The sequence below is a fragment of the Rhodobacteraceae bacterium M385 genome (assembly GCA_025141835.1).
GTDB lineage: Bacteria > Pseudomonadota > Alphaproteobacteria > Rhodobacterales > Rhodobacteraceae > Gymnodinialimonas.
In genome coordinates this window covers 3,556,352-3,582,005 of record CP081102.1, presented here as the reverse complement: position 1 = coordinate 3,582,005, position 25,654 = coordinate 3,556,352, and the positions used below count along the sequence as shown (strand labels likewise).

Genomic DNA, 25,654 nt, shown 5'->3' with positions numbered 1-25,654 from the left:
CGCTCAGCGCCCCTTCCTGAAGAAGTTTCGCGCGGTTTCCCGCTTTAGCCCCGCAATCGCCGACATCGGGTCCAGATCGTTCGGGCAATAGGCCGTACACGACCCCATCGAATGGCAGTTGTGACAGCCGCCCGAACCGGAAACCGCGTCCAAAATAGCCTCTCGCCCTTCGTCCTTGGTGTCATTCAGAAGCGTCCACGCCCTCTGCAATGCCGCAGGCCCAAGGTAATCTTTGTTGCCCGCCACCGTATCACAGGCCGCATAGCAGACCGAGCAGTTGATACATTCGATCCCGGCATTGGCCTCGACCCTTCCGGCGCTTTCCTCATCCACAGGGGCGATTGGATCGTCTCGGGTCAGCGCCCCATGATGCACGCCCTCTGCGGCGGTCCATTTGTCAAAGAACGGGTCCATATCCACGGCAAGGTCTTTGATGACGGGCAAGTTGCGCAGCGGCCCAATCGTGACCTCATTGCCGTTCAACACCTTGGAGATATGGGTGCGACAGGTCCAGCGTGGCACGCCGTTCACCATCATCGCGCAAGACCCGCACATGCCTACACGGCAGGCGAAACGGTAGCTAAGCGTCGGGTCCGCGTTTTGCTGCACCCAGGATACAACATCCAACACCGTTTGGCTGTCATAGGCGGGCACCTCGAACACATCTTCGCCGTCCGGCCCGCGTTCGATTGTGACTTTCAGCACATCTGTCGTCATGGTGGCTCGCATCTTCCAAAGGGGCTTGCTTTGTGTGCAGTATAACAGGCAACATTACTTTATGAACGCGATATCTCGTTTACGTTTTTGTAAGATTTGCTAACATTAAAATGTCGGAGCCCCCATGGCCACCTCCCTCCAAGACCTCCTGTCGGCCCGCTATAGCGACGCGCCTGAAACGCGGGATATTGCCGCCTTGCGGGGGATGTCCGCGCGGGGGTCTTGCCGCGACTTCACCGATCACCCGGTGCCCGACGCTTTGTTGCAAACGCTCTGCGCCGTGGCCCTTGCCTCGCCCACCAAAAGCGACCTTCAACAACGCGATATCATTCTGCTGAAATCGGCTGAGGGTCGCGCGAAGCTGTCGCAATTGGTCAGTGGACAGGCCTGGGTGGAGAACGCGCCTATGATCGCGATTTTCTGCGGCAATAACCGCCGCCAACGGCTGCTGCACCAGTGGCACGATGTGCCCTTCGCCAACGACCACCTTGATGCGCTGGTCAATGCCACCGCCGACGCCGCCATTGCGCTGGGCGCTTTCGTGACGGCGGCAGAGGCCGTGGGCCTTGGGTGTTGCCCGATCAGCGCCGTACGAAATGAGGCGCAGGCAGTGTCCAAGATGTTGCACCTGCCCGATCACGTCTTTCCCTTCGCGGGCCTTGCCATCGGCTACCCCTCGGCGCCGCCCCCCATTTCCAAGCGTCTGCCCCTTGCCGTGACCGTCCACACAGATCGCTATACAGAAGACGGGTTGCAAGAGGCGGTAGCAGACTATGACACCACGCGCCCCTATGCCGCGCAACGGTTCCCGGACCTGTTCGGCACGTCAGACACCTACGGCTGGTCCGACGATAAAGTGCGCCAATACAGCCAACCCGAGCGCGCCGATTTCGGGGCGTTCATCCGCGCCAAGGGCTTCACGCTGGACTGACGGCGCGGACGGTCTAACGGGTTTCCAGATAATCCAGAAACTTCATCCAACGGATCACGTGCTTCATCCCCATCACCTTCAGGTTCCGCAGGGGGATGCCTGCCACCTTGGTGACCGGGAAGGGCAAATCTTCGGGCGCGGCCCCCAGAATGCGCTCCGCCATGACGCGGCCCATGACGTTAGACATCGCCACGCCGCGTCCGTTGTAGCCAAGGCCCACGATCAGGCCCGCTTGCGGCTCGTGCAGGTGGGGCAGGTGGTCTTCCGTGATCGCGATGTTGCCGCCCCATTTGTGCGTCCAACTTACCCCCTCCAGCTGAGGGAACACCCGCACCGCGTCTTTCATCAGCCAGTCAAACCCTTTTAGGCCGCCCTTGCCGTCAGGCTCTCCGTGGCCGCCGTAGACCATGCGGTTATCGGGCTCTCGCCGGGCGTACATGATGACCCTCCGACTGTCCGAGATCGTGTGCCCTTGGGGAAGGATATCCCCAATGACATCATCGGGCAGGGGATCGGTGGCGATCTGGATCGGGGTGATGGGAAAGATCGACTTTGCCAGATTTTTAACCAAACCGCCGGAATATCCGTTCGTGGCCACCACCACCCAATCGCTGCGCACCTTGCCGCCCGCGGTCTGGGTCAGCCATGTGGGGCCGTCCTTGGAAATCGCGCTTACGGCTGTTTGGCCAAACACCTCTACCCCGCGCGCTTTACCAGCGGCGGCCAACCCGCGCACGAACATCAGAGGATGCACCGCGCCGCCTTTGGGGTTGAGCGTGGCCGTGCTGTAGGCGCGACTGCCCGACAGGGTGGCGACCTCGTCTTGGTCAATCACCCGCATGTCCGCCCCCACGGCGTTCCAATCGGCGATATCGGCCTTTGCCTTGCGCTGGGCGGCTTTGGAGTGATGCACCCTCAGCCAACCTTTCTGCCTTGCCTGACACTCTATCTGATAGGTGTTAATCAGCGAAAACACCTCGTCGGCAGAGCCCAAAGATTGCGCGGCCAGCTTCTCAAACACCTGACGTCCCACGATCTTTTCCACCGTTGCGGGGGCGTTGAACGGCAGCATCGGGTTCACTTGCCCGCCTGTGCGCCCCGACGCGCCAAAGCCCACGTCGCCCGCGTCCAGCACGATCACCCGCATCCCGGCCTCGGCCAACGCCAGCGCCGCGCGCAACCCCGTGTAACCCGCGCCTATCACCGTCACGTCGGCCTCCCGGTCTTGGGCAAGCGGTGGGTTGGGGGCCTCATCGGGGGCGGTGGTCTTCCAAAGGGATTGCGGCCATGGCAAAGCGGTCGTCATTGGCGGGTCTCCGGTTTGAGGCAGGGCAGGGCAGGGCAGGGCAATACTGCGCCTCGCGTAAGGAGCGTCAAGGTTTCACGGTGATAATTTTGAGCGTAATGGTCTCATTGGTTGAGACAGCGTATTTCGCGGGCAAACGGGCTTCTGGCCGTTTTTTGCCCCCAAATTGGCCCTATAGAATTTTCTTGACGCAAAGAAACCTCACTGCCTAGCTGTTGCCGAGCGGGGCTTATGTTCCGTTGACTGAATATGGTGGGGCGACGCGAATAGAGGCCGGAAAACTCGGACGGGCGCGACGTGATTGCCGAAACACAAGACGATCCCGACAGGAGAGACCAAATGAAAAAGACAATCGCATCGCTGCTCGCGGGCACCGCGATCCTTGCGTCCGGCCAAGCTGCTCTGGCAGACGGCCACGTAGAAGAAATCACCGTTGCTTACTTCCTTGAATGGCCGCTGCCTCTGTACGACGCATGGGCCAATGGCGAGTTTGAAGAAGCCATGGGCATTGACCTGAACTGGGTCTCCTTCGAGACCGGTACCGCCATGTCCGCCGCCATGGCATCGGGCGACGTGCAAATCGCCGTTTCCCAAGGCCTGCCGCCCTTCGTTGTGGCCGCTTCCGCCGGTCAGGACATCGAAGTGATCGACGTTGCCGTGACCTATGCCGACAACGATAACTGCGTTGTCCGTTCCGACCTTGAAATCGACGCTGAAAACGCGGGCGAGCTTGCGGGCCGCCGTGTTGCTGTGCCGCTTGGCACCGCCGCGCATTACGGCTTCCTGCGTCAGATGGACCACTTCGGCATCGACCTTGCCGGTCTGGAAATCGTTGACATGGCGCCACCGGAAGGTGCGGCAGCCTTGTCTCAAGGCGCTGTGGACTTCGCCTGTGGCTACGGCGGTGGCCTGTCGCGCATGTTGGAATACGGCAACGTGCTTCTGACCGGTGAAGAAAAGACCGAGCTTGGCATTCTGGTGTTCGACGTGATCTCTGCCCCGGCTGAGTTCGTGGCCGAGAACCCCGATCTGGTCGCTCAGTTCCTGGCCGTGGGTCAGGCCGCCAACGACCGTTGGAACGCCGACCCAAGCGACGAGATGCTGGCCAATATCGCAGACGCCGCTGGTATGGATATGGAAGCTGCCCGTGGTGCTATCGGCACAATGGCCTTCCCATCGGCTGAAGAAGTGCTTGGTCCGATCTGGATGGACGGCGGCATGGCAACCTTCATGGGCGGCGTGGCAAACGTCTTCGTGGAAGCGGGCTCCATCGACGCGGCGCTGGACGACTACACCGATCGCGTTAACGCTGGTCCGCTGACCGACGCTGTGGCCAACTAAGCGCAAGAACCAAACTTCGGGGGTCCGGTCACCGTTCAAGGGCTGACCGGGCCCCTATACGCTTCGCTTCCAACACCTACATATGACACGGAAGGGCCGCAGATGACCGGCTTGGCCATTCGCAATATCTCCATGCGCTTCGATATCCCCGGCGGCGGGGCGGTGCAGGCGCTGCAAGATGTCTCCCTCGACATTAAACAGGGTGAAATCATGTCTGTCCTTGGCCCCTCGGGCTGCGGCAAGACCACGCTTCTCAACATCGTTGCCGGATTTCTTGCGCCCACCGAGGGCGTGATTGAACTCAACGGCCACGCGGTTCACGGCCCCGATGCCGAACGCGGCATGGTGTTCCAAAAGGGCGCGTTGTTTGAATGGATGTCGGTGCGGGAAAACGTCAGCTTCGGCCCCCGGATGAAGGGCCAGCGCGAAGCCGAATACGGTGCCAACGTGGACCACTTGCTGGATATCGTCGGCCTGCAAGACTTCAAGAACAAAGCCATCTACGAGCTTTCGGGCGGGATGCAGCAGCGTGTGGCTTTGGCCCGCTGTCTGGCCAATGACCCCGATGTAATCTTGATGGATGAACCCCTTGGCGCGCTGGACGCGCTGACCCGTGAGAAGATGCAAAGCCTTGTGCTGAAGCTGTGGAAAGAGACAGGCAAGACCATCATCCTGATTACCCACTCCGTTGAAGAGGCGCTGCTTCTGGGGGAACGTCTGATCGTCATGGCCCCGCGCCCCGGTCGCATCCACAAGGAATACCAACTTCCCTTTGCGGATATGGGCGTGGATGCCGATCTGCGCGAAGTGAAGAAAGATCCACGTTTCCATGAGGTTCGCGAAGAAATTCTTGGCATGATCTGGGACATGGAAGAAGAAATTATGGGCCGGACGGAGGCAAGCGCATGATCCCTCTCCTCATATACGTCGCAATCTTTATTGGCTGTTTCTACGCTGTCCGCCTGATCTCGGGCGGGGCAAATCGCACCGGCTATACGGCCCTCAAGACCGTAACCTTCGGCGACGAAAGCGCCGTGACGCCGAACCGTTGGGCCTCGGTCCTGTCGGTCATCACGCTGTTCTTTCTGTGGGGCACGTTTACCGGCTCGGTCATTGTGCCATCGCCGTTGCATATGCCCGGCCCGCCTTTGGGCGAGCATACGTTCACCCACACGGTCCAAGACGCCGAAGGCAATACCGATGACGCAACCGTCACCTTCCTTCTGTACGAGACGACAGTAGACGAGGAAGGCAACGAATCCGCCGAGCCCGAGCCCCCCGTGGTCGACCCCGGCGATGGCTTCGCCCTGAACGACTCACTGGTGATCGAGGCTTATGGGTCCGAGCTGGCCCCCTTGCAAAACAACGACGTGCTGACCCGGGACGATGGCACCAACATCATCGCGGTGAACGGGCAGCCGATCTCGCCCGGCGAACGGCTGGAGTTCGACTTCGGCACGCTGGCCATGTCCACGCGCGGGTCGATCAACATCTCTCCCGCGCAGGGCATCCAGATGGAGCCGATCTGGCTTCCGCCGCCAGAGGACGTCTTCAACCGGTTCCTGGAAATCAGCTGCATCAACAAGTTTTGGGAGCGCGGCGTTCCCGTGTCAGAGCGGTGGAGCAACTTCACCGGATGCGAGGGTTTCCGCAACTATTCGCTTTGGGAACACTTGGGCTTCTCGCTCTACCGTGTTGTCGTGGGCTTCCTTCTGGGCGCTTTGGTCGGCATTCCATTGGGCTATGCCATGGGCCTATCCAACTGGGCACGGGGCTGGTTTGATCCCATCGTGGAATTCATGCGCCCGGTGCCGCCGCTTGCACTGATCCCACTGGTTATCATCTGGGCCGGTATCGGTGAAAACGGCAAGGTCGTGCTGCTGTTCCTTGCTGCCCTTTGGATCATGGCAATTGCCGCGCGTTCCGGCGTGTCCGGCGTTAACCTGTCAAAGGTCCACGCGGCCTATTCGCTGGGGGCCAACAAAACGCAAATCATGCGCCACGTGATTATCCCGAACTCCCTGCCCGAAATCTTCACCGGCGCTCGTGTTGCGATGGGCGTGTGTTGGGGCACGGTTGTGGCCGCAGAACTTGTGGCGGCGGTGCAGGGGGCTGGCATGATGATCATGGTCGCCTCGCGGTTCCAGCTTACGGATATCGTGATCTTGGGCATCATCCTGATCGGCATGATCGGCTTCGGCATCGATATCTTGATGCGCATGGCCGAGAACAAACTCGTGCCTTGGAAGGGGAAGAGCTAGCGCTCAAGCAGCCGAAGGCGGTAGCGCATAGAAAGGCGCTCAAGCAGCCGAAGGCGGTAGCGCATAAAAAGGTGCTCAAGCAGCCGTCAGGCGGTAGCGCATAGAAAACGCTCAAGCAGCCGAAGGCGGTAGCGTATAAACAACCCCGCTCAAGCAGCCGTCAGGCAGTAGCGGATTAAAAACAGGCGTTGGCCCGGATGCGGGCCGGCGCCTTTTTACTGTCCGGCCACCGCTTTTGCAGGGGCGCGGAAAACGAAGCTATCTGCGCCGTAGGCATCCGCGGCCCAATCATAGGGTCCGTGCGTGGGCGCGGGCTTGGCGGTGTTCGCCACTTCGGTCATTTCCATTGCCGGAAAGACGGGCAGTGGCGCGGTGTAATCTGTTGTTTCCAACATTCTGTGTCTCCTTGTTTGGGTACGGGCCGCTCTTTGCGCGGCGTTAAGCCTTTCTCCATCATTCAGATGGCGCAAACGGGGCCTAGGCTGGGTCAAAACTGTGATTGGATTTGGGGAAATTGAGACTTTCCACGACACTCCGACTAAAATTGTCCCGAGTGGTCCTTGTTTCGCTGGGGTGCCTCCATTTGCTGCCCGTGCAGCGCCTTGGCCGCGGGCAGTCGCCTTTAAACCGATCTGCTGGTAATCCATTCCCATGACCGAGCAAGCCTTCCACCCGTCGCGATTCCTTCCCTACCTGCTGAACCAAGCGGCCGAGGCATCGAGCCGGGAATTTCAGGCCTACTACCGGTCGCGTTACGGGATGTTGCGGACCGAATGGCGGGTGTTGTTTCATCTGGGATGCTACGGCGAGCTATCGGCAAAGCAGATTTGCGAACGGGCCTCGATCCACAAAACCAAGGTCAGCCGTGCGGTGGCTGCATTGACCGAGAAACGCTTCCTGACCCGTCGCCCCAGTGACGCCGATCGCCGGATCGAGGTTCTGTCCCTGACTCCGGCCGGAAACACCGCGTTCGAGGATTTGTGCCGCGCCGCAGAAGGCTTCGATGCGAAGCTGGTGGCGCGTCTTGATCCCGCCGAAATGGACGCCCTGCGCCGCGCGCTTTTGGTGCTGTCAAAACCCGACCTCTAGGCGCGGACGAATCGCGTTTGGGCGAAATCGGCGGAAAATAGGCCCTATGCGCAAAATCGTTGAAATCAAATTGATATACCATTGATATACCCCTGAAGCCTCTCTGCTGAGCCAAACGGCCCTGAATGGGGGGATTGTTATATCTGCGTCACGCTCCGCCTTGCGCCTCAAAAATAGGCGCTTCGATAACCTGTGGACGGGGGCCGCGCATGTCTTCTATCGTCACGCAAAAGACTAAGAATACAGTACCACCAGATGGACTCTATGGGAGGATTCCAATGACCAAACTGCACACACTGCGGCTTACTTGTGCTGCGACTGCCTTGATGGCGGCGGGCACGGCTTCTGCTGATGAAGTTAGCTTCCTTTGCTACCAAAATGGCAACGAATGCGACGTTCTTGGCGCGATTGCCGCCGATTATGAGGCTGCCTCGGGCCACACGGTAACGATGGAAGTTGTCGGTTACGAAATCGTCCGCGACCAGTTGGAAAACCAGTTGCAAACAGACGCCGCACCTGACGTGGCCCGTGTGACTAACTTGGGCGGTTTGAACCAGTATTATTTGGACCTGACGCCCTATGTGGACGCTGACTATATGGAGGCCGCCTACGGTGCGGTTCTGCCTTGGTATCGCGCCCCCGGCGGTGAGGATAACGGTATCTACGGTTGGCCGACCGAGCTGACAGTTACCGGCCCTTTCATCAACGTCACCATGTTCGATGACGCAGGCGTAGACATCCCCGGCAACGGCGCCACATGGGATGAATGGATGGTTGCCCTTGGCGAAGTGCAAGAAACACTCGGCATGGATGCGGCCTTCGCAATGGACCGCACCGCGCATCGTTGGGCGGGGCCTGCGTTCTCCTATGGTGCTGCTTTCTTTGACGAAAGCGGCGCTCCGATCCTTGTGGATGAAGGTTTCGCCACCTACGCGGAAACCTTTGTGGGTTGGCACGAAAGCGGCCTGATGCCCGCCGACGGTTGGCCCGCTGGCACCGGCACGGCCTACCGCAACGCGGCACCTCTGTTCCTGTCTGGCTCCGTTGCGATGCATATGTCGGGGTCTTGGATGATCGGTAACTACGCTGAGAACATCACGGACTTTGAGTGGCGCGCCGTCCCTGCGCCCTGCGGTCCTGGCGGCTGTGGCGCTATGCCTGGCGGCGCGGGCATTGTGGCGTTCAACTCTACCGATGTGCCCGAGGCAGCAGCGGGCCTGATCGCCCACTTCGCGTCCGAGGAAAACACCGCCCGTTTCGCGGCTGAAACCTCCTCCATCACGGCGCACGCGGGCCTTCAGGCATCTGGCGTTGATTATGGCGATGCGGACCCGGCGGTAGCGCAAGCGCTGTCCACCTTCGCGGCATCCATCGGCACCGCGGCTGAAACCACACCGCAGGCCTTTACGTTCCAAGGCTACGCCCAGAACTTCGTGATCTACGGCGTTGTGCCGGACTACATCACGCAGGTCATCACCGGTGAATCCACCCTTGAGGACGCTCTGGCAGCCATCGACGCGGACGTCGCCGCGCAGATCGCGGAATAAGGCTAGGTAAGGGTCAGGCCGATGTGGACGGCGATTGAGAATGCCTTCGCAGGTTCGTCCTGGCCCTTGGCTTTCCTTGTTTATCTAATCGTGGGGGCGGTCATTGCCCGCCCCTCCGGCACTCTCGGCTCTCGGGCGATGGCCATTCTTGGCTGGCCGATCGAGCTGGCCCAAAAGATGCGCGGCCATGGGCCTCTGCCGTATCTCTTTCTTCTTCCTAACCTATTGGTTTTCGGCGTTTTCACCTTCGCGCCGCTGTTCATTAACGTGGGCTTCTCGGTGACCGAGGGCCAATCCATCAATTTCGCGGATCGCCCCTTTGCCGGCACGGATAACTGGCAACGTCTGTTGGCTGAAACGCAGATTGATACCGGCAATCCAAATCTTGAGGACGACCAATTCTACCGCGCCGTCATGGACACAAGCGTGTTCGTGATCTTTCAGGTGCCGATCATGGTGCTGTTTTCGCTGATTACCGCGCTGGTGCTGAACCGCGATATCGTGGCCCGTGGCTTGTGGCGCTCGATCTTCTTTTACCCCGTCATGCTGTCGCCTGTCGTAGTCGGCTTCCTGTGGACGCTGATTTTGAAACGCCAAGGCGTGCTGTCGATCACCCTGATGGAATGGGGCTGGATCGAGGAGCCGATCCAATGGCTGGTGGACCCTGCGTGGACGATGTTCTGGTCCGTTTTCGTGTTCACATGGGCGCATCTGGGCTTCTACATGCTGATCCTTCTGGCGGGTCTGCAAGCGATCCCCTCGGACCTTTATGAAGCCGCCGAGATGGACGGCGCCTCCCCGTGGCGCGTGTTGCGGAAGATCACCCTGCCGCTGTTGATGCCCACGCTTCTGGTCGTCACCGTCTTGTCGCTTATCAAGGCATTCCAAGCGTTTGAGGAGCTTTATGCCATGCAGGTCGGCTGGATCTCCATCGTTGCCTACATCTTCGAGACCGCAGGTCTGCGCGGGAACCCGACGCCCAACGGGCTTGGCATTGCGGCCACGGCGTCGCTTATCGTTGCGGGCGCGTTGGCGATCTTCTCGATCATCCAAATCTTCCTCAGCGGAAGGAACGCCCGATGACCGCCCTCTGGGACTTCCTGTCGCGCACCAACGGGCGCGCCAAGCTGAGTTGGACTGATTGGCTGTCCTACGCCTACCTGATTTTCGGCTTCCTGATCATCCTTGTACCCGTGGTTTGGCTTGGACTGAACTCCGTCAAGTCTCAGTTCCAGATCGAAAGCCAAGACCTTTCCCTACTGCCCGGCGACTTTGACCGTGTGGCGCGGGCCACCGTGAATGGCCCCGATGGACGAGAGATATTTATCATCGCGGATCTGCCCGATTGGGTGCTGAACTGGTCGGACCTGAGCGCCGACGAACAAGCTGCCGAAGATGTGAGCGGCTTTCTGGCGGATTTTGAGGGCAACCCACTTTACGCCCTACGCTCGCACCTCGGCCAAGTCTCCGCAGCTGCGAGGAGGCAAATTGCCGAGGAGGGGTTGCCAGAATGGCTGAACCGCTACAGCGCGCTGACACCGCAGGCGCGAGAGGCGTTTGATCTGGACGCTGTCGCCGGGTCGCTCTCTCCCGATCAGGCGCGGTTGATCCTCGAATATCTGGGGGTTGATCCCTATCAGCCCAACCGCATCGTCACCCAAGCCCTTGTGACCGCGCCCCATCCTGACACCGGAGAGGTCATGGAATGGGCGATCCCCAATCCTAACGCCTCCTCTGCCTTCTTCCCCGGTCGTGCGGTTAATGGCGACGCCAGCCAAGTCGTGCGCCTGCCTGCGGAAAGTGTCACCGCCAACCGTACCATCGCGCCCTCTTGGGGCAATTACATCGAGCCGCTGACCGGTACCGCTTATGGCGTCAACGTGGACTTCGCGACCTGCATCACCAACTCGGTCCTTGTCACGGTCATCGCCACATTGATGACGCTGCTTATCAACTCCATGGCCGCTTTCGCGCTGTCAAAATACACCTTCAAGGGCCAGACCCTGTTCCTTGTGGTGATCCTTGCGACCCTGATGGTGCCCGCCACGATCACCCTTGTGGGGGTCTTCAAGGCGATCAACGCAACAGGTCTGTCGGGCAGCATATGGGGGGTTATCATCCCCGGCGCGGCCACGCCCGCGGGCGTGTTCCTTCTGCGTCAATACATGCTGACGATTCCCGATGAGCTGCTAGAGGCCGCGCGGATGGACTCGGCCTCGGAATGGAAAGTCTACTGGCGGATCGTGTTGCCCTTGGCGCTTCCGGCTATCGCGGCGCTTGGTATTCTTAGCGTGATTTGGCGCTGGAATGACCTGATTATTCCCATGGTCGCCATCGCCACCAATACCGATGCCTACACCATCCAGCTGTGTCTGCTGGAATTCCGGGGCGAGCATATCAGCCAGGAACACTACCGTCTTGCGATGACGGTCGTGTCGCTGATCCCCACGACGCTCGTTTTCGTGTTCCTCCAAAAATATATCACCACCGGTATCGCGAATACCGGCATGAAGTGAGCGCGCTCAAGTAGCGAAGCGATAGCGCATAGAAAGTTAAACCATGGCCCTGTTAGAACTGCGCAATGTGAAGAAAGCCTACGGCGAGGTGGAGGTCATCCACGGCGTCGATATCACCGTGAAATCCGGCGAGTTCTGCGTTTTCGTCGGCCCCTCGGGCTGCGGGAAATCCACGCTCTTGCGGATGATCGCGGGGCTGGAGCCGATCACATCGGGCGAGATTGCCATTGATGATGAGGTGCTCAACAATGTGCCCGCCTCCAAACGCGGGCTGGCGATGGTGTTTCAAAGCTACGCGCTTTATCCGCATATGTCCGTGCGCAATAACCTGTCGTTCGGGCTGGAAAACATCGGCATGGACCGCGCCGAGATTGACGCCCGCGTCGGTGAAGCCGCCCGCATGCTGCAAATCGACGACTACCTCGACCGCCGCCCCGGCCAACTGTCGGGCGGCCAGCGCCAGCGCGTCGCGATCGGTCGCGCCGTGGTAAGGGAGCCGCGCGTGTTCCTGTTTGATGAGCCGTTGTCGAACCTCGACGCGGAACTGCGCGTCGCCACACGGGGCGAGATCAGTGAACTTCATCAACGCCTTGGAAACACGATGGTTTACGTGACCCATGACCAAGTGGAAGCCATGACCATGGCCGACAAGATCGCCGTGTTGCGGGCGGGGCGCCTAGAACAATTTGGCCCCCCGCTCGAGCTGTTCAACGCCCCTGCGAACCGCTTTGTGGCGGGTTTCATCGGTTCTCCCAAAATGAACTTCATCCGCGGCGCGATGGGCGAGAACGGCATGTTCGTCTCCGATGGCGGGGCGTTTGTGGCGTTGGACCAGAGCCGTTTCAACACCCGTCCCGGTCAGACGGTGGAACTGGGCGTGCGCCCAAGCCATACCAACCCCGCCGACGGCAAAGGCGTGCCCCTGGAAGTGCGCGCGGTGGAGCAATTGGGCACAGAGACCTTCGTTTACGGGGCTGTGTCAGGATCGGATGATTTTGCCATGCAGCTTCCCGGTCAGGTGGATATTCAGGCCAAGACCACGCTTCAGGTCGAGATTGACGCCTCTGCCGCGCATCTGTTCGACCTTGAGACGGGCCTAAGCTGCGCCAACCCCTAAACTGCCCTGACTGTGCCTTGACATGGCTCGTGGAACGTTCCAATTATTCCACAATAGGAACGTTCCAATTTTGTCGGGAGAACATCATGCGTTGGGGATTGATCGGAGCGAGCACCATCGCGGCGGAGCATATGATCGGGGCCATCCGTGCCTCGGGTGGAGAGGCGGCAACGGTCCTCAGCTCTAACGCGGATCGCGCCGTAAGCTATGCGGCGGAGCACGGCATCGGCAAAGGCGTCACGGATCTGGACGCGGCAATGGACGGCGTCGATGCGGTCTACATCTCTACCACCAACGAAAAGCACCTGCCGCAGGCTATGGCCGCGATCAAGGCGGGCAAGCATGTGCTGTGTGAAAAGCCTCTCGCGATGAGCGCCGCCGATGCCGTGACCATGGTGAACGCAGCGCAAGCGGCGGGCGTTACTTTTGGCACCAACCACCACCTGCGCAACGCCGGCAGCCATCTGGCGATCCGCGAATTGATCGAAACGGGCCGCATCGGCACCGTCTTGTCCGTGCGCGTCTTCCACGCCGTCCACCTGCCGCCCCACCTGCAAGGCTGGCGCATCGACAATCCCGCCGCTGGCGGTGGCGTCATCCCCGATATCACCGTCCACGACGCCGATACCGTGCGCTTCCATCTGGGCGAAGACCCGGTGGATGTGGTCGCCATGAAAACCGCTAGCGGCATGGGGCAAGGGGTGGAAGATAGCGCCATGTCGGTCTGGTCCATGCCTTCGGGGGCGATGGTGCATACCCACGAAAGCTTCACTCACCGCTTCGCCGGATCGGGGATCGAGGTGCATGGCACCGAAGGCTCGATCATCGCGCGGGGCGTCATGACGCAGCAGCCGGTGGGCGAGGTCACCTTGCGGTTTGAGGGTGGGGAGCAAGCCGTCGAATACGCGACCCACGGCCTCTATGACCGTGCCGTGAACCTTTTCATCAAGGCCTGCGCCGGTGAGGGCCGCCCCTCGGCTGATGGGGTGGATGGGGTCAAATCCCTTGCTGTGGCGGAGGCTGTCGCAAAGGCCGCCGAAACCGGCCAGCGTACTGCCGTTGACTACGGCGGTGTCTGAGATGTCGAAGGTTGTCACAGGAGCGCAAGCGGCCGCCCGGATCAAGGACGGCGCGGTGGTGACCGTGTCTTCCAGCTCTGCGCTCGGCTGCCCCGATGCGGTTTTGCAAGCCATCGGCGCACGGTTCGATGCGGAGGGCGCCCCGCGTAACCTGACGACACTACACCCCATCGCGGCGGGGGACATGTATGGCGTGAAAGGTGTGGACCACATCGCCAAGGACGGCTTGCTGGCGCGGATTATTGGCGGCAGCTACCCCTCGGGGCCGTCGTCCCTGCCGATGCCCGCGATCTGGCAGATGGTGGTAGAGGACCGCGTTGCGGCCTACAACGTGCCCTCGGGCATCCTCTTTGACATGCACCGCGACGTGGCCGCGCGCCGTCCCGGCGTGTTGACCCAAGTGGGGCTAGAGACCTTCGTGGACCCGATCCGCGAGGGCTGCGCCATGAACGCCCGCGCCGAGGCCGCGCCAATCGTGAGCCGTGTAGATTTCGCGGGCGACACCTGGCTGCACTTCCCCAATATCGTGCCTGATGTGGCCATCATCCGCGCCACCACGGCCGACGAAAACGGCAACCTGACCTATGAACACGAAGGCGCGTATCTGGGCGGGTTGGATCAGGCGATTGCCACGCGCAACCACGGCGGTTTGGTCATTGCGCAGGTCAAGCGCGTGACAGCGGCGGGCAGCTTGCGGCCCCACGATGTGCACGTGCCGGGGCATATGGTGGATATGATCGTGGTCGACGCGGATCAGAAACAGACCACGGAAACCCCCTATGATCCCGCGATCAGCGGAGAGGTCATGCGCCCGTGGGACAGCTTCGCCTTGGCAGAGCACGGCGTTGAAAAGATCATCGCCCGCCGTGCCGCGATGGAGCTGAAGCGCGGCATGACCGCCAACCTCGGCTTCGGCATCTCGGCCATGGTGCCCCGTGTTCTGCTGGAAGAAGGCGCCCATGACGCCGTCACTTGGGCCATCGAACAAGGCGCCGTCGGCGGGATGCCCCTGACCGGGTTCGCCTTTGGCTGCGCCTCGAACGCCGATGCGTTTGTGCCGTCCCCGCAGCAGTTTAGCTACTTCCAGGGCGGCGGGTTCGACGTATCCTTTCTGTCGTTCATGGAGGTGGATGTGGATGGCAACGTCAACGTCTCCAAACTCGGGAAAAAGCCTTACCTCACAGCGGGCTGCGGCGGGTTCGTGGATATCACCGCGAATGCCCGAAAGATCGTGTTCAGCGGCTATTTTGAGGCTGGCGCTCAGTTGGAAGTCACCGACACCGGCCTGCATGTCTCCAAACCCGGCAAGTTCACCAAGATGGTGGAGGCGGTGGAGCATGTGACCTTTGCAGGCCGCCGAGCAAGGGCACGAGGGGCAGAGGTGCTTTATGTCACCGAGCGGTGCGTCATGGTTCTGGGTGACAGTGGCCTGATCGCGACCGAGATCATGCCGGGCATCGACCCGAACCGCGACATCATCGCCGCCAGCGAGGGCCGTGTGAGCGTGGCGGACGACGCGAAAACCTTGCCGCTTTCGTTGCTGCAAGACGCGCCCATGGGGATCGCATTATGAGTGCCGTACATCTTTCCATCGACGGGGCCATCGCCCGGATCACGCTGGACAATCCAGCCAAGTTGAACGCGTTCACCGCCCCAATGCTGCAAGAGCTGGAGGCCGCCTGCGCGACCCTTGAAACCTCGCCCATCGTGCGCTGCGTCCTGATCACCGCCAAGGGCGATCGCGCCTTTTGTGCCGGGGCCGATATCGCGGCTTGGGGGGCGCTGTCGCCCCCGCAGTTTGCCCGCCTTTGGGTGCGTGAAGGCCACCGCATCTATGACCGTTTAGCACGGCTATCTATGCCGACAATCGCCGTGCTGGAAGGCCATGCTTTCGGCGGTGGGCTGGAATTGGCTGCCTGCGCTGACCTGAGGATCATGGGCCCAAACGTGACCTTGGGCTTGCCAGAAGCGCAAGTGGGCATCGTGCCCGGTTGGGGCGGTTGTACGCGCCTGTTGCGGTTGCTGCCCGAGCCCGTGGTGAAAGACATGGCGCTGTTTGGCCGCCGAGTGACCGCAGACAAAGCAGAAGCCCTTGGCTTTGCAGAAGTGTCCGACACGCCGCTTGCGACGGCGGTCGCCATCGCCAAGGCCACGATCTCGGCCTCTCCGCGTGCGCAAGAGATTGCAAAATACCAAATCCACGCGGCTGTCGGCGAAGACCGAAACGCGATGATTGAGGCGTTGGGCGGCGGCATGGCCGGCGCAACCGACGATAGGGACGAGGGCGTCACCGCCTTCGCCGAGAAACGCACACCCGATTTCCGAGGGACATAACCCATGACGAAGATGACGATTATCCCCTCCGCCGGGGCGGCGATGCCTGCGCCTTTCACGGGGCGGCATCTGATTGACGGTGAATGGCGCGACAGTGCCGATGGGGCCGTGTCGGAACGACACTCTCCGGCCCACGGCACCCACGTCAGCACCGCCGCCGAAGGCAGCGCGGCCGAGGCCGAAGCCGCGATAGCGGCGGCGCGGGCCACGTTTGATGCGGGCAATTGGGCGTTTTCCAGCGGGGCGTCCCGCGCGGCGATCCTGTTGAAGGTCGCTGATCTGATCGAACGGGATCTGGACCGCATCGCCCTGTTGGAAACTTTGGAATCTGGCAAGCCGATCAGCCAAGCCAAAGCCGAAATCGGCGGTGCAGCGGACCTTTGGCGCTACGCGGCCAGCCTTGCACGGATGGTCTACGGCGATAGCCATAACGCCCTTGGGCCGGATATGTTGGGCGTCGTCCTGAAAGAACCCATCGGCGTCGTGTCGATGATAACCCCTTGGAACTTCCCTTTTTTGATCGTGTCGCAAAAGCTGCCCTTTGCCTTGGCCGCGGGCTGCACGGCGGTCATCAAACCGTCTGAGTTGACACCTTCAACCACCTGCATCCTTGGAGAATTGCTGATCGAGGCGGGCTTGCCCGCAGGCGTTGCGAACATCGTTCTGGGCTTCGGTGACCCGGTGGGAGAGGTGCTTTCGACCGACGCCCGCGTCGATATGGTCAGCTTCACCGGCTCCACCGGGGTGGGCAAGCGCATTAGCGCGGCGGCATCGGGGACGTTGAAGAAAGTCTCGCTGGAATTGGGCGGTAAGAACCCGCAGGTGATTTTCCCCGACGCGGACTTGGACCAAGCCGCCGATGCCATCACCTTCGGCGTCTATTTCAACGCGGGCGAATGCTGCAATTCCGGTTCTCGGATCATCGTTCATGAGGACGTGGCCGCGGAATTGACGGCTAAGGTCGTCGCCTTGTCGCGCCGCGTTCCCTTTGGCGATCCGCTGGACGAAGCGACGCAAGTTGGCGCGATCATTTCGCCCGAGCATATGGCGAAGATCGACGGCTATGTGCAGGACGCCGTGGCCGAAGGGGCGACCGTCGCCATAGGCGGCGCGGCGTTGGCTGTGGACGGCGTCGGCCCGCAATTCTACCAGCCCACGGTCGTCACCAACCTGCGCCCAGATATGGCCATCGCCCGCGATGAGGTCTTTGGCCCGGTCCTGTCCGTGCTGACCTTCAAAACCCTTGATGAGGCACTAAACCTTTGCAATGACGCCGCTTATGGCTTGTCCGCGGGCGTGTGGTCCAGGGATATGACCACCTGCCTTTCCTTTGCCAGAAGGGTGCAGGCGGGGACGGTTTGGACCAACACCTGGATGGACGGTTTTCCGGAAATGCCCTTCGGTGGCGTCAAGGAAAGCGGGCAGGGCCGAGAGCTGGGGCGCTACGGCCTGGAAGAATTCCTAGAGGTCAAAACCGTGCAAATGCGCATTGGTGACACCCGTCAGCCTTGGGTTGTGGGGTGACCGGATTGTTCGAACTCCGGCATCAGCAGATGCGTCAGCCCGTCCGAAGGTTTGCCCGCCATGCGGTGCAAAAGCATCTCGGACATTTTATGGCCGGTCATGCGCAGGTCCTCAAAGACAGAATCGATGCGCGGGCGGATGTTGTCAAAGATCGGAGAGGCGCGTTTGGCGAAAATATCCGCATCGCGCCCCAGAACCGCGCCGCTGTCAGACAGGGCCGACAGGGTCACAAGGGCCGTCACCTCGCCCACGCAAACGTAGCCATCGGGCGGCGTGGCGGACATGCGGCTTGCGCGGGTGGCGCGCACAATGTCCTCGGACGAGCTATCAAGGGTCACGCCTTCCATGATCTCATAATCAACACCCGCCTCGCGCACGGCACTCAGAAAGCCGTAGCGCAGGTGTTGGGTGAAGGTGAAACGGTCTTCCGGCAAAATCATCGACAGGCGGGTACGGCCCTTGGCGACCAGCCTCTCAACGGCGGTTCGAGCGAAGGCCTCGTTATCGAAATCTACGTAGGGATGGGGCGCCGTGAACTCGGTTCGACCATGACAGACGAAGGGAAAATCCGCCTCCATCAGCATCCGGACGCGGGGGTCAAATGCCTCGGTCCGGGTGAACAAGATGCCATCGGCAAGCTGGTTGCGCAGGATATTGCGGACCGGGGCCAGGCGGTCTTCGCCCACATGGTCGGGCACCACGTTCACGGAATAACCGGTGCCGCGCAATGCGTCCGTCATGCCGGCCAGAAATTCATGGGTGAAGCCAAGGAATTCGTGCTCGGTGTTCAGCAACAAGGTCACAACTTGGGTGCGCCCGGTGCGCAAGCGTCGCGCGGCACGGTCGGGGACATACCCCGCGTCGGCTGCTGCCTGTGCTACGGTGGCCCGGGTCTTCGCCGCGATTCGCGGATCGTCCGCCAAAGCCCGAGAAATCGTCGCCACAGAGAAGCCAGTGGCCTCGGCCAAAGAGCGCAGCGTCGGCTTGTCGCCGGTCTGTGTCAGGCCGATATCTCGATTCATCGCGAAGGGGCGTCCAAAGGTTGCATCCCGCATTGTATTACGCAGGATTTCAAACGTTACAATAGCGCATATCGGTGCCTAAGCCATTTCTGCAATGCAGAAATAGTGAGCAAAATATGCCGCAATGCGGCGTGATGAGCGGACGGGTGACAAAATTTCTGGTTGACTTGAACCGGATTTATAACGTTTTAATTCTGACAACCCCGGGAGGGGGATCGGTCAATTGGGAGGAAATCGAATGACCATGATGAAAAAACTGTACACGGGTGCCGCTGTTGTTGCGCTGTCGACCAGTGCCGTGATGGCGCAAGAGGTTGAAGTTCTGCACTGGTGGACCTCGGGCGGCGAAGCGGCTGCGTTGAACGTTCTGCGCGAAGATCTGGCAGGCAACGGCATCGGCTGGACCGACATGCCTGTTGCAGGCGGCGGTGGCTCTGACGCCATGACCGTTCTGCGTGCGCGCGTCACCGCAGGCGACGCCCCCACCGCCGTTCAGATGCTGGGTTTCTCGATCCAGGATTGGGCCGCAGAAGGCGCGCTGGCAAACCTTGACGCGCTGGCGGAAGAGCAGAACTGGAACGAAGTTGTGCCCGAGGCGCTGCAAGCGTTCTCCACCTACGACGGCCATTGGGTTGCAGCCCCTGTGAACGTCCACTCCACCAACTGGGTTTGGGCCAACACGGCGCTGATGGAAGAACTCGGCATCGAGCAGCCCGAGACTTGGGAAGACTTCGTTGCAGCCATGCAAACGGCCCAAGATGCCGGTTACACAGCGCTGGCTCACGGCGGTCAGGCTTGGCAAGACGCCACCATCTTCGATTCGATGGTGATGGGTGTTGGCGGTCCTGAGTTCTATCAGGCCTCCATGATCGATCTCGACGCTGACGCGCTTGGCGGTGAGTTGATGGTTGAAGCCTTCGACCGGATGAACACGCTGCGTGGCTTTGTGGACGACAACTTCTCGGGTCGTGACTGGAACCTGGCCTCGGCTATGGTGATCAACGGCGAAGCGCTGTTCCAGATCATGGGTGACTGGGCGAAGGGTGAATTCGTCAACGCCGGTCAAACCGCTGGCGAAGAATTCCAGTGCTTCCGCGTTCCCGGCACCGAAGGCACCGTGACGTTCAACTCCGACCAATTCGCCATGTTCGGCGTTGAGGACGAGGGCGACCAAGCATCCCAACTTGCCATGGCAACTGCCGTGATGAGCCCTGAGTTCCAGATCGCGTTCAACGTGGTCAAAGGCTCTGCGCCCGCACGGACCGACATCGACGCGTCTTCCTTCGATGCATGCGGTCAGGCGGCAATGGCCGATCTGGCAGCGGCTGGCGAAAGCGGCGGTCTGTTTGGGTCCATGGCCCACGGCCACGCCAACCCACCATCCATCCAGAACGCGATGTATGACGTGATCACGGCGCATTTCAACGGTGAGTATGACTCCGCCACTGCGGCAGAGGAAATGGTTACAGCGGTTGAGCTGAACCAATAATCACTAGACGGACTGGCCCCTTTCGGGGCCGGTCCATTCCCGTCGGGTGCCCCCTGTTTTCGGCCCGCCCGCAATTCCTGTTCGACTGAAGGAGAGGCCCCATGGCCGCAACCGATCCCATGCTGTCTGGGGGCGCGGATTTCCGCACACGCCTACAGAACTGGCTGCCCAAGATCGTGCTCGCCCCGTCATTCGCTGTGATGGTGCTGTTCGTCTACGGCTTTATCGCCTTCACAGTGTACCTCAGCTTCACCGGCTCGCGCATGCTGCCGAGCTTCGATCTGGTCGGATTTCAGAACTACGAACGCCTGTTCCGGGTGCGCCAGTGGGACACGGCGATTGTCAATCTGGGGGTTTTTGCGGGCCTCTATATCGTCATCAGCACGATCATCGGTCTTTTCCTTGCCATCTTCCTCGACATGAAAATTCGGGGCGAGGGCCTGTTGCGCCCGATCTTCCTGTACCCCATGGCCCTGTCCTTCATCGTGACGGGCACAGCCTGGAAATGGATTTTGGACCCCGCCATCGGGCTAGAGGTCACGGTACAGCGTTGGGGGTGGGAGACCTTCCAGTTCGACTGGATCAAAGACAGCGACATGGCGATTTACACCATCGTGATCGCCGCCGTCTGGCAGTCGTCGGGCTTTGTGATGGCAATGTTTCTTGCGGGCCTGCGCGGGATCGACAACGAGATCCTCAAAGCGGCCCAGATGGACGGCGCCTCTACCTTTCAGATGTATCGCCGGATCATTTTGCCACAACTGCGCCCGGCGTTTCTGTCGGCTTTCGTGATCCTGAGCCACCTTGCGATCAAGTCCTACGATCTTGTCGTGGCGATGACGGACGGCGGCCCCGGCACGTCCACATGGCTGCCAGCGTTGTTCATGTACGAATACACCTTCACGCGGAACCAGATGGGGATCGGCGCAGCATCGGCTGTGATCATGCTGATGACCATCGCCGCAATCATGGTGCCCTACCTCTATGCCGAGCTGCGGGAGAAGAACTGATGTCGATTGCTTCCAACGATACCGTTATTCGGTCCTCCAAGGTGACACGCACGTTCATGTACCTTGTCCTGGTGCTATTCGCGCTGTTCTATCTGATGCCGTTGTTCATCATGGTGGTGAACTCGCTTAAGCCGCTGGATGAGATTACCAGCGGGGGGATGATTTCCCTGCCGCACAACTGGACGATCGAGCCATGGCTGTCCGCCTGGTCCACCGCCCAAATCGGCGTGTCGCCCACGGGGCTGCGGCCCTACTTCATCAACTCCATCGCGATGGCCGTGCCAGCGGTGGCGATTTCCACTATCGCGGGGGCGCTGAACGGCTATGTACTGACAAAATGGCACTTCCGGGGTGCGACTTGGGTCTTTGGGTTGCTGCTGTTTTCGTGCTTCATCCCGTTCCAGATCGTCCTGATTCCTATGGCACGTGTCTTGGGACTTCTGAACATCTCGGGCACCACATACGGGTTGATCTTGGTCCATGTGGTCTACGGTGTAGGCTTTTCGACGCTTTACTTCCGCAACTACTACGCCGCCTTCCCGACCGAGCTGGTTCGTGCGGCCCAGATCGACGGGGCAGGATTTTTCCAGATCTTCTGGCGGATCATGCTGCCCTCGTCCGGGCCGATCATCGCGGTGTGCTGCATCTGGCAATTCACCAATATCTGGAATGATTTTCTGTTTGGCGCTTCCTTCGCGTCCGGCGGCGCCGCGCCGATGACGGTGGCCCTTAATAACCTCGTGAACTCCAGCACCGGTGTGCGCGAGTATAACGTTCACTTCGCGGGCGCCATCATGGCCGCCGCGCCTACTCTTCTCGTCTACATTGTGGCCGGTCGGTACTTCGTTCGGGGTCTCATGGCCGGCAGCGTGAAGGGATGAATTTTCGTACGAAAATTCGAGGGGGCGATTCTTCGTACGAAGAATCCGTGTTCTCGATCACTGAAAGGACCTGATCCATGGGTTTTCTAGACATCAACAACGTCACCAAATCCTACGGCGCGGTGGAGGTTCTGCATAAGGTGGACATCCAGGTGCAGGAGGGAGAGTTCCTTGTCCTCGTCGGGCCGTCGGGTTGCGGCAAGTCCACGTTGCTCAACATGATCGCAGGGCTCGAGGGAATCACTTCGGGTGAGATCTCGATCAAAGACCGCGTCGTCAATGATGTGACGCCCTCCAAGCGCAACATCGCGATGGTGTTCCAAAGCTATGCTTTGTACCCGAACATGACCGTGGGCCAGAACATCACCTTCGGCCTGGAAATGCAGGGCACCCCTAAGGCTGAGCGGGATGCGGCCATGGCCGATGTGGCCAAGCTGCTGCAAATCGAGAATCTGTTGGATCGCAAACCCGGCCAGCTGTCCGGCGGGCAACGCCAGCGTGTCGCCATGGGCCGCGCTTTGGTGCGGGACCCCGACGTGTTCCTTTTTGATGAACCGCTATCCAACCTCGACGCGAAGCTGCGTGTGGACATGCGGACCGAGATCAAGAAGCTGCACCAAAAGCTTGGCACCACCATCGTTTACGTGACCCACGACCAGATTGAGGCGATGACCCTCTCCACCCGCATCGCCGTGATGTACGATGGCTATGTGCAGCAACTGGGCACCCCGAAAGAGATCTACGACAACCCCGCCAACCTGTTTGTGGCGACGTTTATGGGCTCGCCCGCGATGAATGTGCTGAACGCGCGTCTGATCGAAAAGGACGGCGTGATCCAAGCGGTGTTCGCGGGGGCTGATGGAGCTGATGTCCATCTGCGGATTGAAGACGCACCGGTGGCATACCGCAATTACATCGATAGCGACGTGATGCTCGGCATCCGGCCCGAGGCGATTACAGATCCCGAAGGGGCCGATCGTAATGCGCGCAACATCCAGACCATGACCAACACCGTTAGCGTAACCGAGCCCGCGGGCGCGGATACTTTCGTGTCCACCACGCTTTCTGGCAAGGATTGCATTGCCCGGATGCGGGCGGACGCTGACGTTCACGCGGGCCAACCGTTTGAGTTTGCAGTGAACATGGATAAGGCCGTCTTGTTTGATCCGAAAACCGAAGACCGCATCGCCTGAAAGCCGGACCCGAGTGGAGACGCTCGGGTCTATTTTTTGCTTGAAATTGGAACGTTCCAAAATTAACTAGTGTGATCATGAGCGACGCCGATATCATTATCGTAGGCTCCGGTATGGGGGGCGCGACGCTGGCCGCAGGGCTGGCGGCGACGGGCCTGCGCGTGTTGATCCTGGAACGGGGGCAGTTGCTGCACGACTGCCCCGAGGCCCGTAATCCTTTGGCCGTGTTCAAGACCGGTCACTTCCGCCCGGATGAGACTTGGTTGTCCCCGGAGGGGGAGCGATTTAACCCCGGCAATTATGCCTGTGTCGGTGGCAACTCCAAATTCTACGGCGCGGTGATGCTGCGCTACCGTGAGGCGGATTTCAGCCCGATCGCCCATATGGGTGGTACGACGCCCGGTTGGCCGATCAGCTATGACGATCTCGCGCCGTTCTACACCCAGGCCGAGGCGCTCTACCAAGTGCGGGGCCGTATGGGGCAAGATCCGACAGAGCCGCCGCATCAAGACTATGCCTTTCCGCCGATCCCCCATGAACCCACCATCGCAGACCTCGCCGTACGGCTTACCCAAGCGGGATTGCACCCTTCCCCCTTGCCCTTGGCGGTGGATTTGGAGCGTTGGTTGCAGCGCGCGCGTACCCCTTGGGATGGCTTCCCCGACACCACCGGCGGCAAGCTAGACGCCGAAAGTGCGGCCCTTGTGGCGGCTCTGGCGCACCCCAACGTGACCCTGCGCACCGGAGTGGAGGTCCGCAAGGTCGAGGTTGAGGGAGCCCGTGTCACCGGCCTGCTAACGTCCGCCGGGCGGCTATCCGCGCCACGCATCGTGCTGGCGGCAGGCGCAGTTCATACGGCGGCGTTGCTGTTGCGCTCAGCCACCGAGGCAGACCCCAATGGGTTGGCCAACCGCTCGGACCAGGTGGGGCGCAACTTCATGAACCACAACGCCAGCGCGGTGCTGGCGCTGAGCACGCGGCGCAATCGCTCGGTGTATCAAAAGACCTTGCAGATGAACGATTGGTATCTGTCGGGCGGGCCTGACGGGGCGCCCTTGGGCAACGTGCAGCTCCTCGGGCGCGTCTCCGCGCCCATTCTCGCCGCGCAAACGCGCTTACCAAAACCGCTGGCCAAAGTGATCGCGGACCGGGCGATTGATTTCTACGCCATGTCCGAGGATTTGCCGAACCCCGATAGCCGTGTCACCCTTCGCGGAGACGATATCGTGCTGAATTGGAAACGCTCCAACTTTGCCGCCCATGAGGCGCTGGTGGCCAAGCTGAAGGCGACGCTCAAACGTATCGGTTTCCCAGTGGTGCTGTCCCGGGCGTTTGATCGCCGCACGCCGTCCCATCAATGCGGCACGGCGCGGATCGGGACGGACCCAAACAGCAGCGTTTGCGACGCGTTCGGGAAGGCTCATGACCTAGATAACCTCTATATCTGCGATGCCTCCTTGCTGCCGACCTCGGCGGCGGTGAATCCGTCGCTGACCATTGCCGCGCTGGCCTTGCGCCAAGCGGACCACCTCGCGTTGACCTTGCCCGCCAATGGCGAAATGGCAGGCTTTGAAAAGGGCACGACATGAAAGCGCTTATTACCGGTGGCCAGCAGGGCATAGGCCTTGGGATTGCGACGGCCCTTCACGCCGCGGGGTGGGAAATTGCGGTCGCGTCTGAGGCCGCCTCGGCAGAACTACCGTTCCCGGCCAGCTACCACCAACATGACGTACGCGACATTGCAGCGATCCCGGCGCTTATGGATGCGGTCGGTCCGATCACCACGCTTATTTCCAACGCGGGCGTGGGCGCGATGGCACGGGGCGATGTGCTTGAAATGACGCCGGAAAGCTATGACCGCTGCCAAGAGGTCAACACCCGTGGCGCGATCTTTTTGGCACAGGCGGTAGCGAAACGGATGCTGGATATGCCAGCGGAGTCTTACCGCTCCATCACCTTCATTACCTCGGTCAGCGCGACCATCGTGAACCCGTCTCGGGTGGAATATTGCATCTCCAAGGCGGCCACCGCGATGGCGGCGAAAGCCTTTGCCGAACGCCTCGCGCCTCACAACATCGGCGTCTTTGACATTCGCCCCGGCATCATCCAGTCGGCCATGACGGCCCCCGTGGCTGAGCGCTACGACGCCACGATCCCGGACACCGTGCCCATGGGCCGCTGGGGCACGCCGCGCGACATTGCCGACATCGTCGTGCCCCTGGCACGGGGCGATTTCGCCTTTGCCACTGGTGCACAAATCCCTGTGGATGGCGGCTTGTCCATCCAGACTTTCTGAG

General features: G+C 60.7%; 23 protein-coding genes. 19 read left to right on the top strand and 4 right to left on the bottom strand.

From position 1 onward, the window contains the following. Positions 1 to 3: 3 nt before the first annotated feature. Entirely contained in the window at positions 4 to 717 is a 714-nt protein-coding gene (locus tag K3728_17550) for a 4Fe-4S dicluster domain-containing protein (GenBank protein ID UWQ95456.1), read from the bottom strand. Positions 718 to 841: 124 nt separating this feature from the next. On the opposite strand from K3728_17550, the gene K3728_17545 reads away from it, so the two are divergent. Further along, positions 842 to 1,648 carry a nitroreductase family protein gene (locus K3728_17545; protein ID UWQ95455.1) on the top strand — a complete coding sequence of 269 codons (807 nt, stop codon included), beginning with the start codon at positions 842 to 844 and terminating at the stop codon, positions 1,646 to 1,648. A gap of 13 nt (positions 1,649 to 1,661) precedes the next feature. Here K3728_17545 and K3728_17540 read toward each other — a convergent pair whose 3' ends face one another. After that, positions 1,662 to 2,954 carry an FAD-binding oxidoreductase gene (locus K3728_17540; protein UWQ95454.1) on the bottom strand — a complete coding sequence of 431 codons (1,293 nt, stop codon included), beginning with the start codon at positions 2,952 to 2,954 and terminating at the stop codon, positions 1,662 to 1,664. A 339-nt stretch (positions 2,955 to 3,293) separates the two neighbouring features. Between K3728_17540 and K3728_17535 the strand changes: the two genes are divergently transcribed. From K3728_17535 to K3728_17525, 3 genes are all read left to right on the top strand, one after another. Further along, on the top strand, positions 3,294 to 4,295 hold the full coding sequence (locus K3728_17535; GenBank protein UWQ95453.1) for an ABC transporter substrate-binding protein: 1,002 nt from the start codon (positions 3,294 to 3,296) through the stop codon (positions 4,293 to 4,295). Between the two features lie 102 nt (positions 4,296 to 4,397). Further along, positions 4,398 to 5,204, top strand: a complete 807-nt coding sequence (locus K3728_17530; protein UWQ95452.1) for an ABC transporter ATP-binding protein — start codon at positions 4,398 to 4,400, stop codon at positions 5,202 to 5,204. Beyond that, positions 5,201 to 6,556, top strand: a complete 1,356-nt coding sequence (locus K3728_17525; GenBank protein UWQ95451.1) for an ABC transporter permease subunit — start codon at positions 5,201 to 5,203, stop codon at positions 6,554 to 6,556. Before K3728_17530 ends, K3728_17525 begins: the two co-directional genes overlap by 4 nt. Positions 6,557 to 6,771: 215 nt before the next feature. Here K3728_17525 and K3728_17520 read toward each other — a convergent pair whose 3' ends face one another. After that, positions 6,772 to 6,951: a hypothetical protein gene (locus K3728_17520; GenBank protein UWQ95450.1), complete on the bottom strand. Its 180-nt coding sequence runs from the start codon at positions 6,949 to 6,951 to the stop codon at positions 6,772 to 6,774. Positions 6,952 to 7,207: 256 nt separating this feature from the next. Between K3728_17520 and K3728_17515 the strand changes: the two genes are divergently transcribed. From K3728_17515 to K3728_17475, 9 genes are all read left to right on the top strand, one after another. Continuing rightward, entirely contained in the window at positions 7,208 to 7,645 is a 438-nt protein-coding gene (locus K3728_17515) for a MarR family winged helix-turn-helix transcriptional regulator (GenBank protein ID UWQ95449.1), read from the top strand. Positions 7,646 to 7,923: 278 nt separating this feature from the next. Further along, positions 7,924 to 9,192 (top strand): extracellular solute-binding protein, encoded by a 1,269-nt coding sequence (locus K3728_17510; GenBank protein ID UWQ95448.1) that lies wholly within the window; start codon positions 7,924 to 7,926, stop codon positions 9,190 to 9,192. Positions 9,193 to 9,213: 21 nt separating this feature from the next. Then, entirely contained in the window at positions 9,214 to 10,275 is a 1,062-nt protein-coding gene (locus K3728_17505; GenBank protein UWQ95447.1) for a sugar ABC transporter permease, read from the top strand. Continuing rightward, the gene (locus K3728_17500; protein ID UWQ95446.1) at positions 10,272 to 11,708 is read left to right on the top strand and encodes a carbohydrate ABC transporter permease; all 1,437 of its coding nucleotides are present in this window, start codon (positions 10,272 to 10,274) and stop codon (positions 11,706 to 11,708) included. Before K3728_17505 ends, K3728_17500 begins: the two co-directional genes overlap by 4 nt. Positions 11,709 to 11,751: 43 nt before the next feature. After that, positions 11,752 to 12,825, top strand: coding sequence for a sn-glycerol-3-phosphate ABC transporter ATP-binding protein UgpC (gene ugpC / locus K3728_17495; protein UWQ95445.1), 1,074 nt, complete (start codon positions 11,752 to 11,754; stop codon positions 12,823 to 12,825). Positions 12,826 to 12,908: 83 nt separating this feature from the next. Continuing rightward, complete coding sequence (locus K3728_17490) at positions 12,909 to 13,904, top strand: Gfo/Idh/MocA family oxidoreductase (GenBank protein UWQ97610.1); 996 nt, start codon at positions 12,909 to 12,911, stop codon at positions 13,902 to 13,904. Position 13,905: 1 nt separating this feature from the next. After that, on the top strand, positions 13,906 to 15,477 hold the full coding sequence (locus K3728_17485; GenBank protein ID UWQ95444.1) for an acyl CoA:acetate/3-ketoacid CoA transferase: 1,572 nt from the start codon (positions 13,906 to 13,908) through the stop codon (positions 15,475 to 15,477). Continuing rightward, positions 15,474 to 16,238 (top strand): enoyl-CoA hydratase/isomerase family protein, encoded by a 765-nt coding sequence (locus K3728_17480; protein UWQ95443.1) that lies wholly within the window; start codon positions 15,474 to 15,476, stop codon positions 16,236 to 16,238. The genes K3728_17485 and K3728_17480 overlap by 4 nt, the downstream gene beginning before the upstream one ends. Positions 16,239 to 16,241: 3 nt before the next feature. Next, positions 16,242 to 17,762, top strand: a complete 1,521-nt coding sequence (locus K3728_17475) for an aldehyde dehydrogenase family protein (protein ID UWQ95442.1) — start codon at positions 16,242 to 16,244, stop codon at positions 17,760 to 17,762. Here the strand turns inward: K3728_17475 and K3728_17470 are convergent. After that, positions 17,741 to 18,784 carry a LacI family transcriptional regulator gene (locus K3728_17470; protein UWQ95441.1) on the bottom strand — a complete coding sequence of 348 codons (1,044 nt, stop codon included), beginning with the start codon at positions 18,782 to 18,784 and terminating at the stop codon, positions 17,741 to 17,743. The two genes, K3728_17475 and K3728_17470, sit on opposite strands and share 22 nt — an antisense overlap. Before the next feature lie 247 nt (positions 18,785 to 19,031). Between K3728_17470 and K3728_17465 the strand changes: the two genes are divergently transcribed. The 6 genes from K3728_17465 (at position 19,032) to K3728_17440 (ending at position 25,653) form a co-directional block, all read left to right on the top strand. Beyond that, positions 19,032 to 20,273, top strand: coding sequence for an ABC transporter substrate-binding protein (locus K3728_17465; protein UWQ97609.1), 1,242 nt, complete (start codon positions 19,032 to 19,034; stop codon positions 20,271 to 20,273). A gap of 119 nt (positions 20,274 to 20,392) precedes the next feature. After that, on the top strand, positions 20,393 to 21,283 hold the full coding sequence (locus K3728_17460) for a sugar ABC transporter permease (protein UWQ97608.1): 891 nt from the start codon (positions 20,393 to 20,395) through the stop codon (positions 21,281 to 21,283). Then, positions 21,283 to 22,164, top strand: coding sequence for a carbohydrate ABC transporter permease (locus K3728_17455; protein ID UWQ95440.1), 882 nt, complete (start codon positions 21,283 to 21,285; stop codon positions 22,162 to 22,164). Before K3728_17460 ends, K3728_17455 begins: the two co-directional genes overlap by 1 nt. Positions 22,165 to 22,241: 77 nt before the next feature. Continuing rightward, entirely contained in the window at positions 22,242 to 23,357 is a 1,116-nt protein-coding gene (ugpC, locus tag K3728_17450; protein ID UWQ95439.1) for a sn-glycerol-3-phosphate ABC transporter ATP-binding protein UgpC, read from the top strand. Positions 23,358 to 23,434: 77 nt separating this feature from the next. Beyond that, positions 23,435 to 24,946 carry a GMC family oxidoreductase gene (locus K3728_17445; GenBank protein UWQ95438.1) on the top strand — a complete coding sequence of 504 codons (1,512 nt, stop codon included), beginning with the start codon at positions 23,435 to 23,437 and terminating at the stop codon, positions 24,944 to 24,946. Beyond that, positions 24,943 to 25,653, top strand: a complete 711-nt coding sequence (locus tag K3728_17440) for a 3-ketoacyl-ACP reductase (GenBank protein UWQ95437.1) — start codon at positions 24,943 to 24,945, stop codon at positions 25,651 to 25,653. Before K3728_17445 ends, K3728_17440 begins: the two co-directional genes overlap by 4 nt. Position 25,654: the final 1 nt, after the last annotated feature.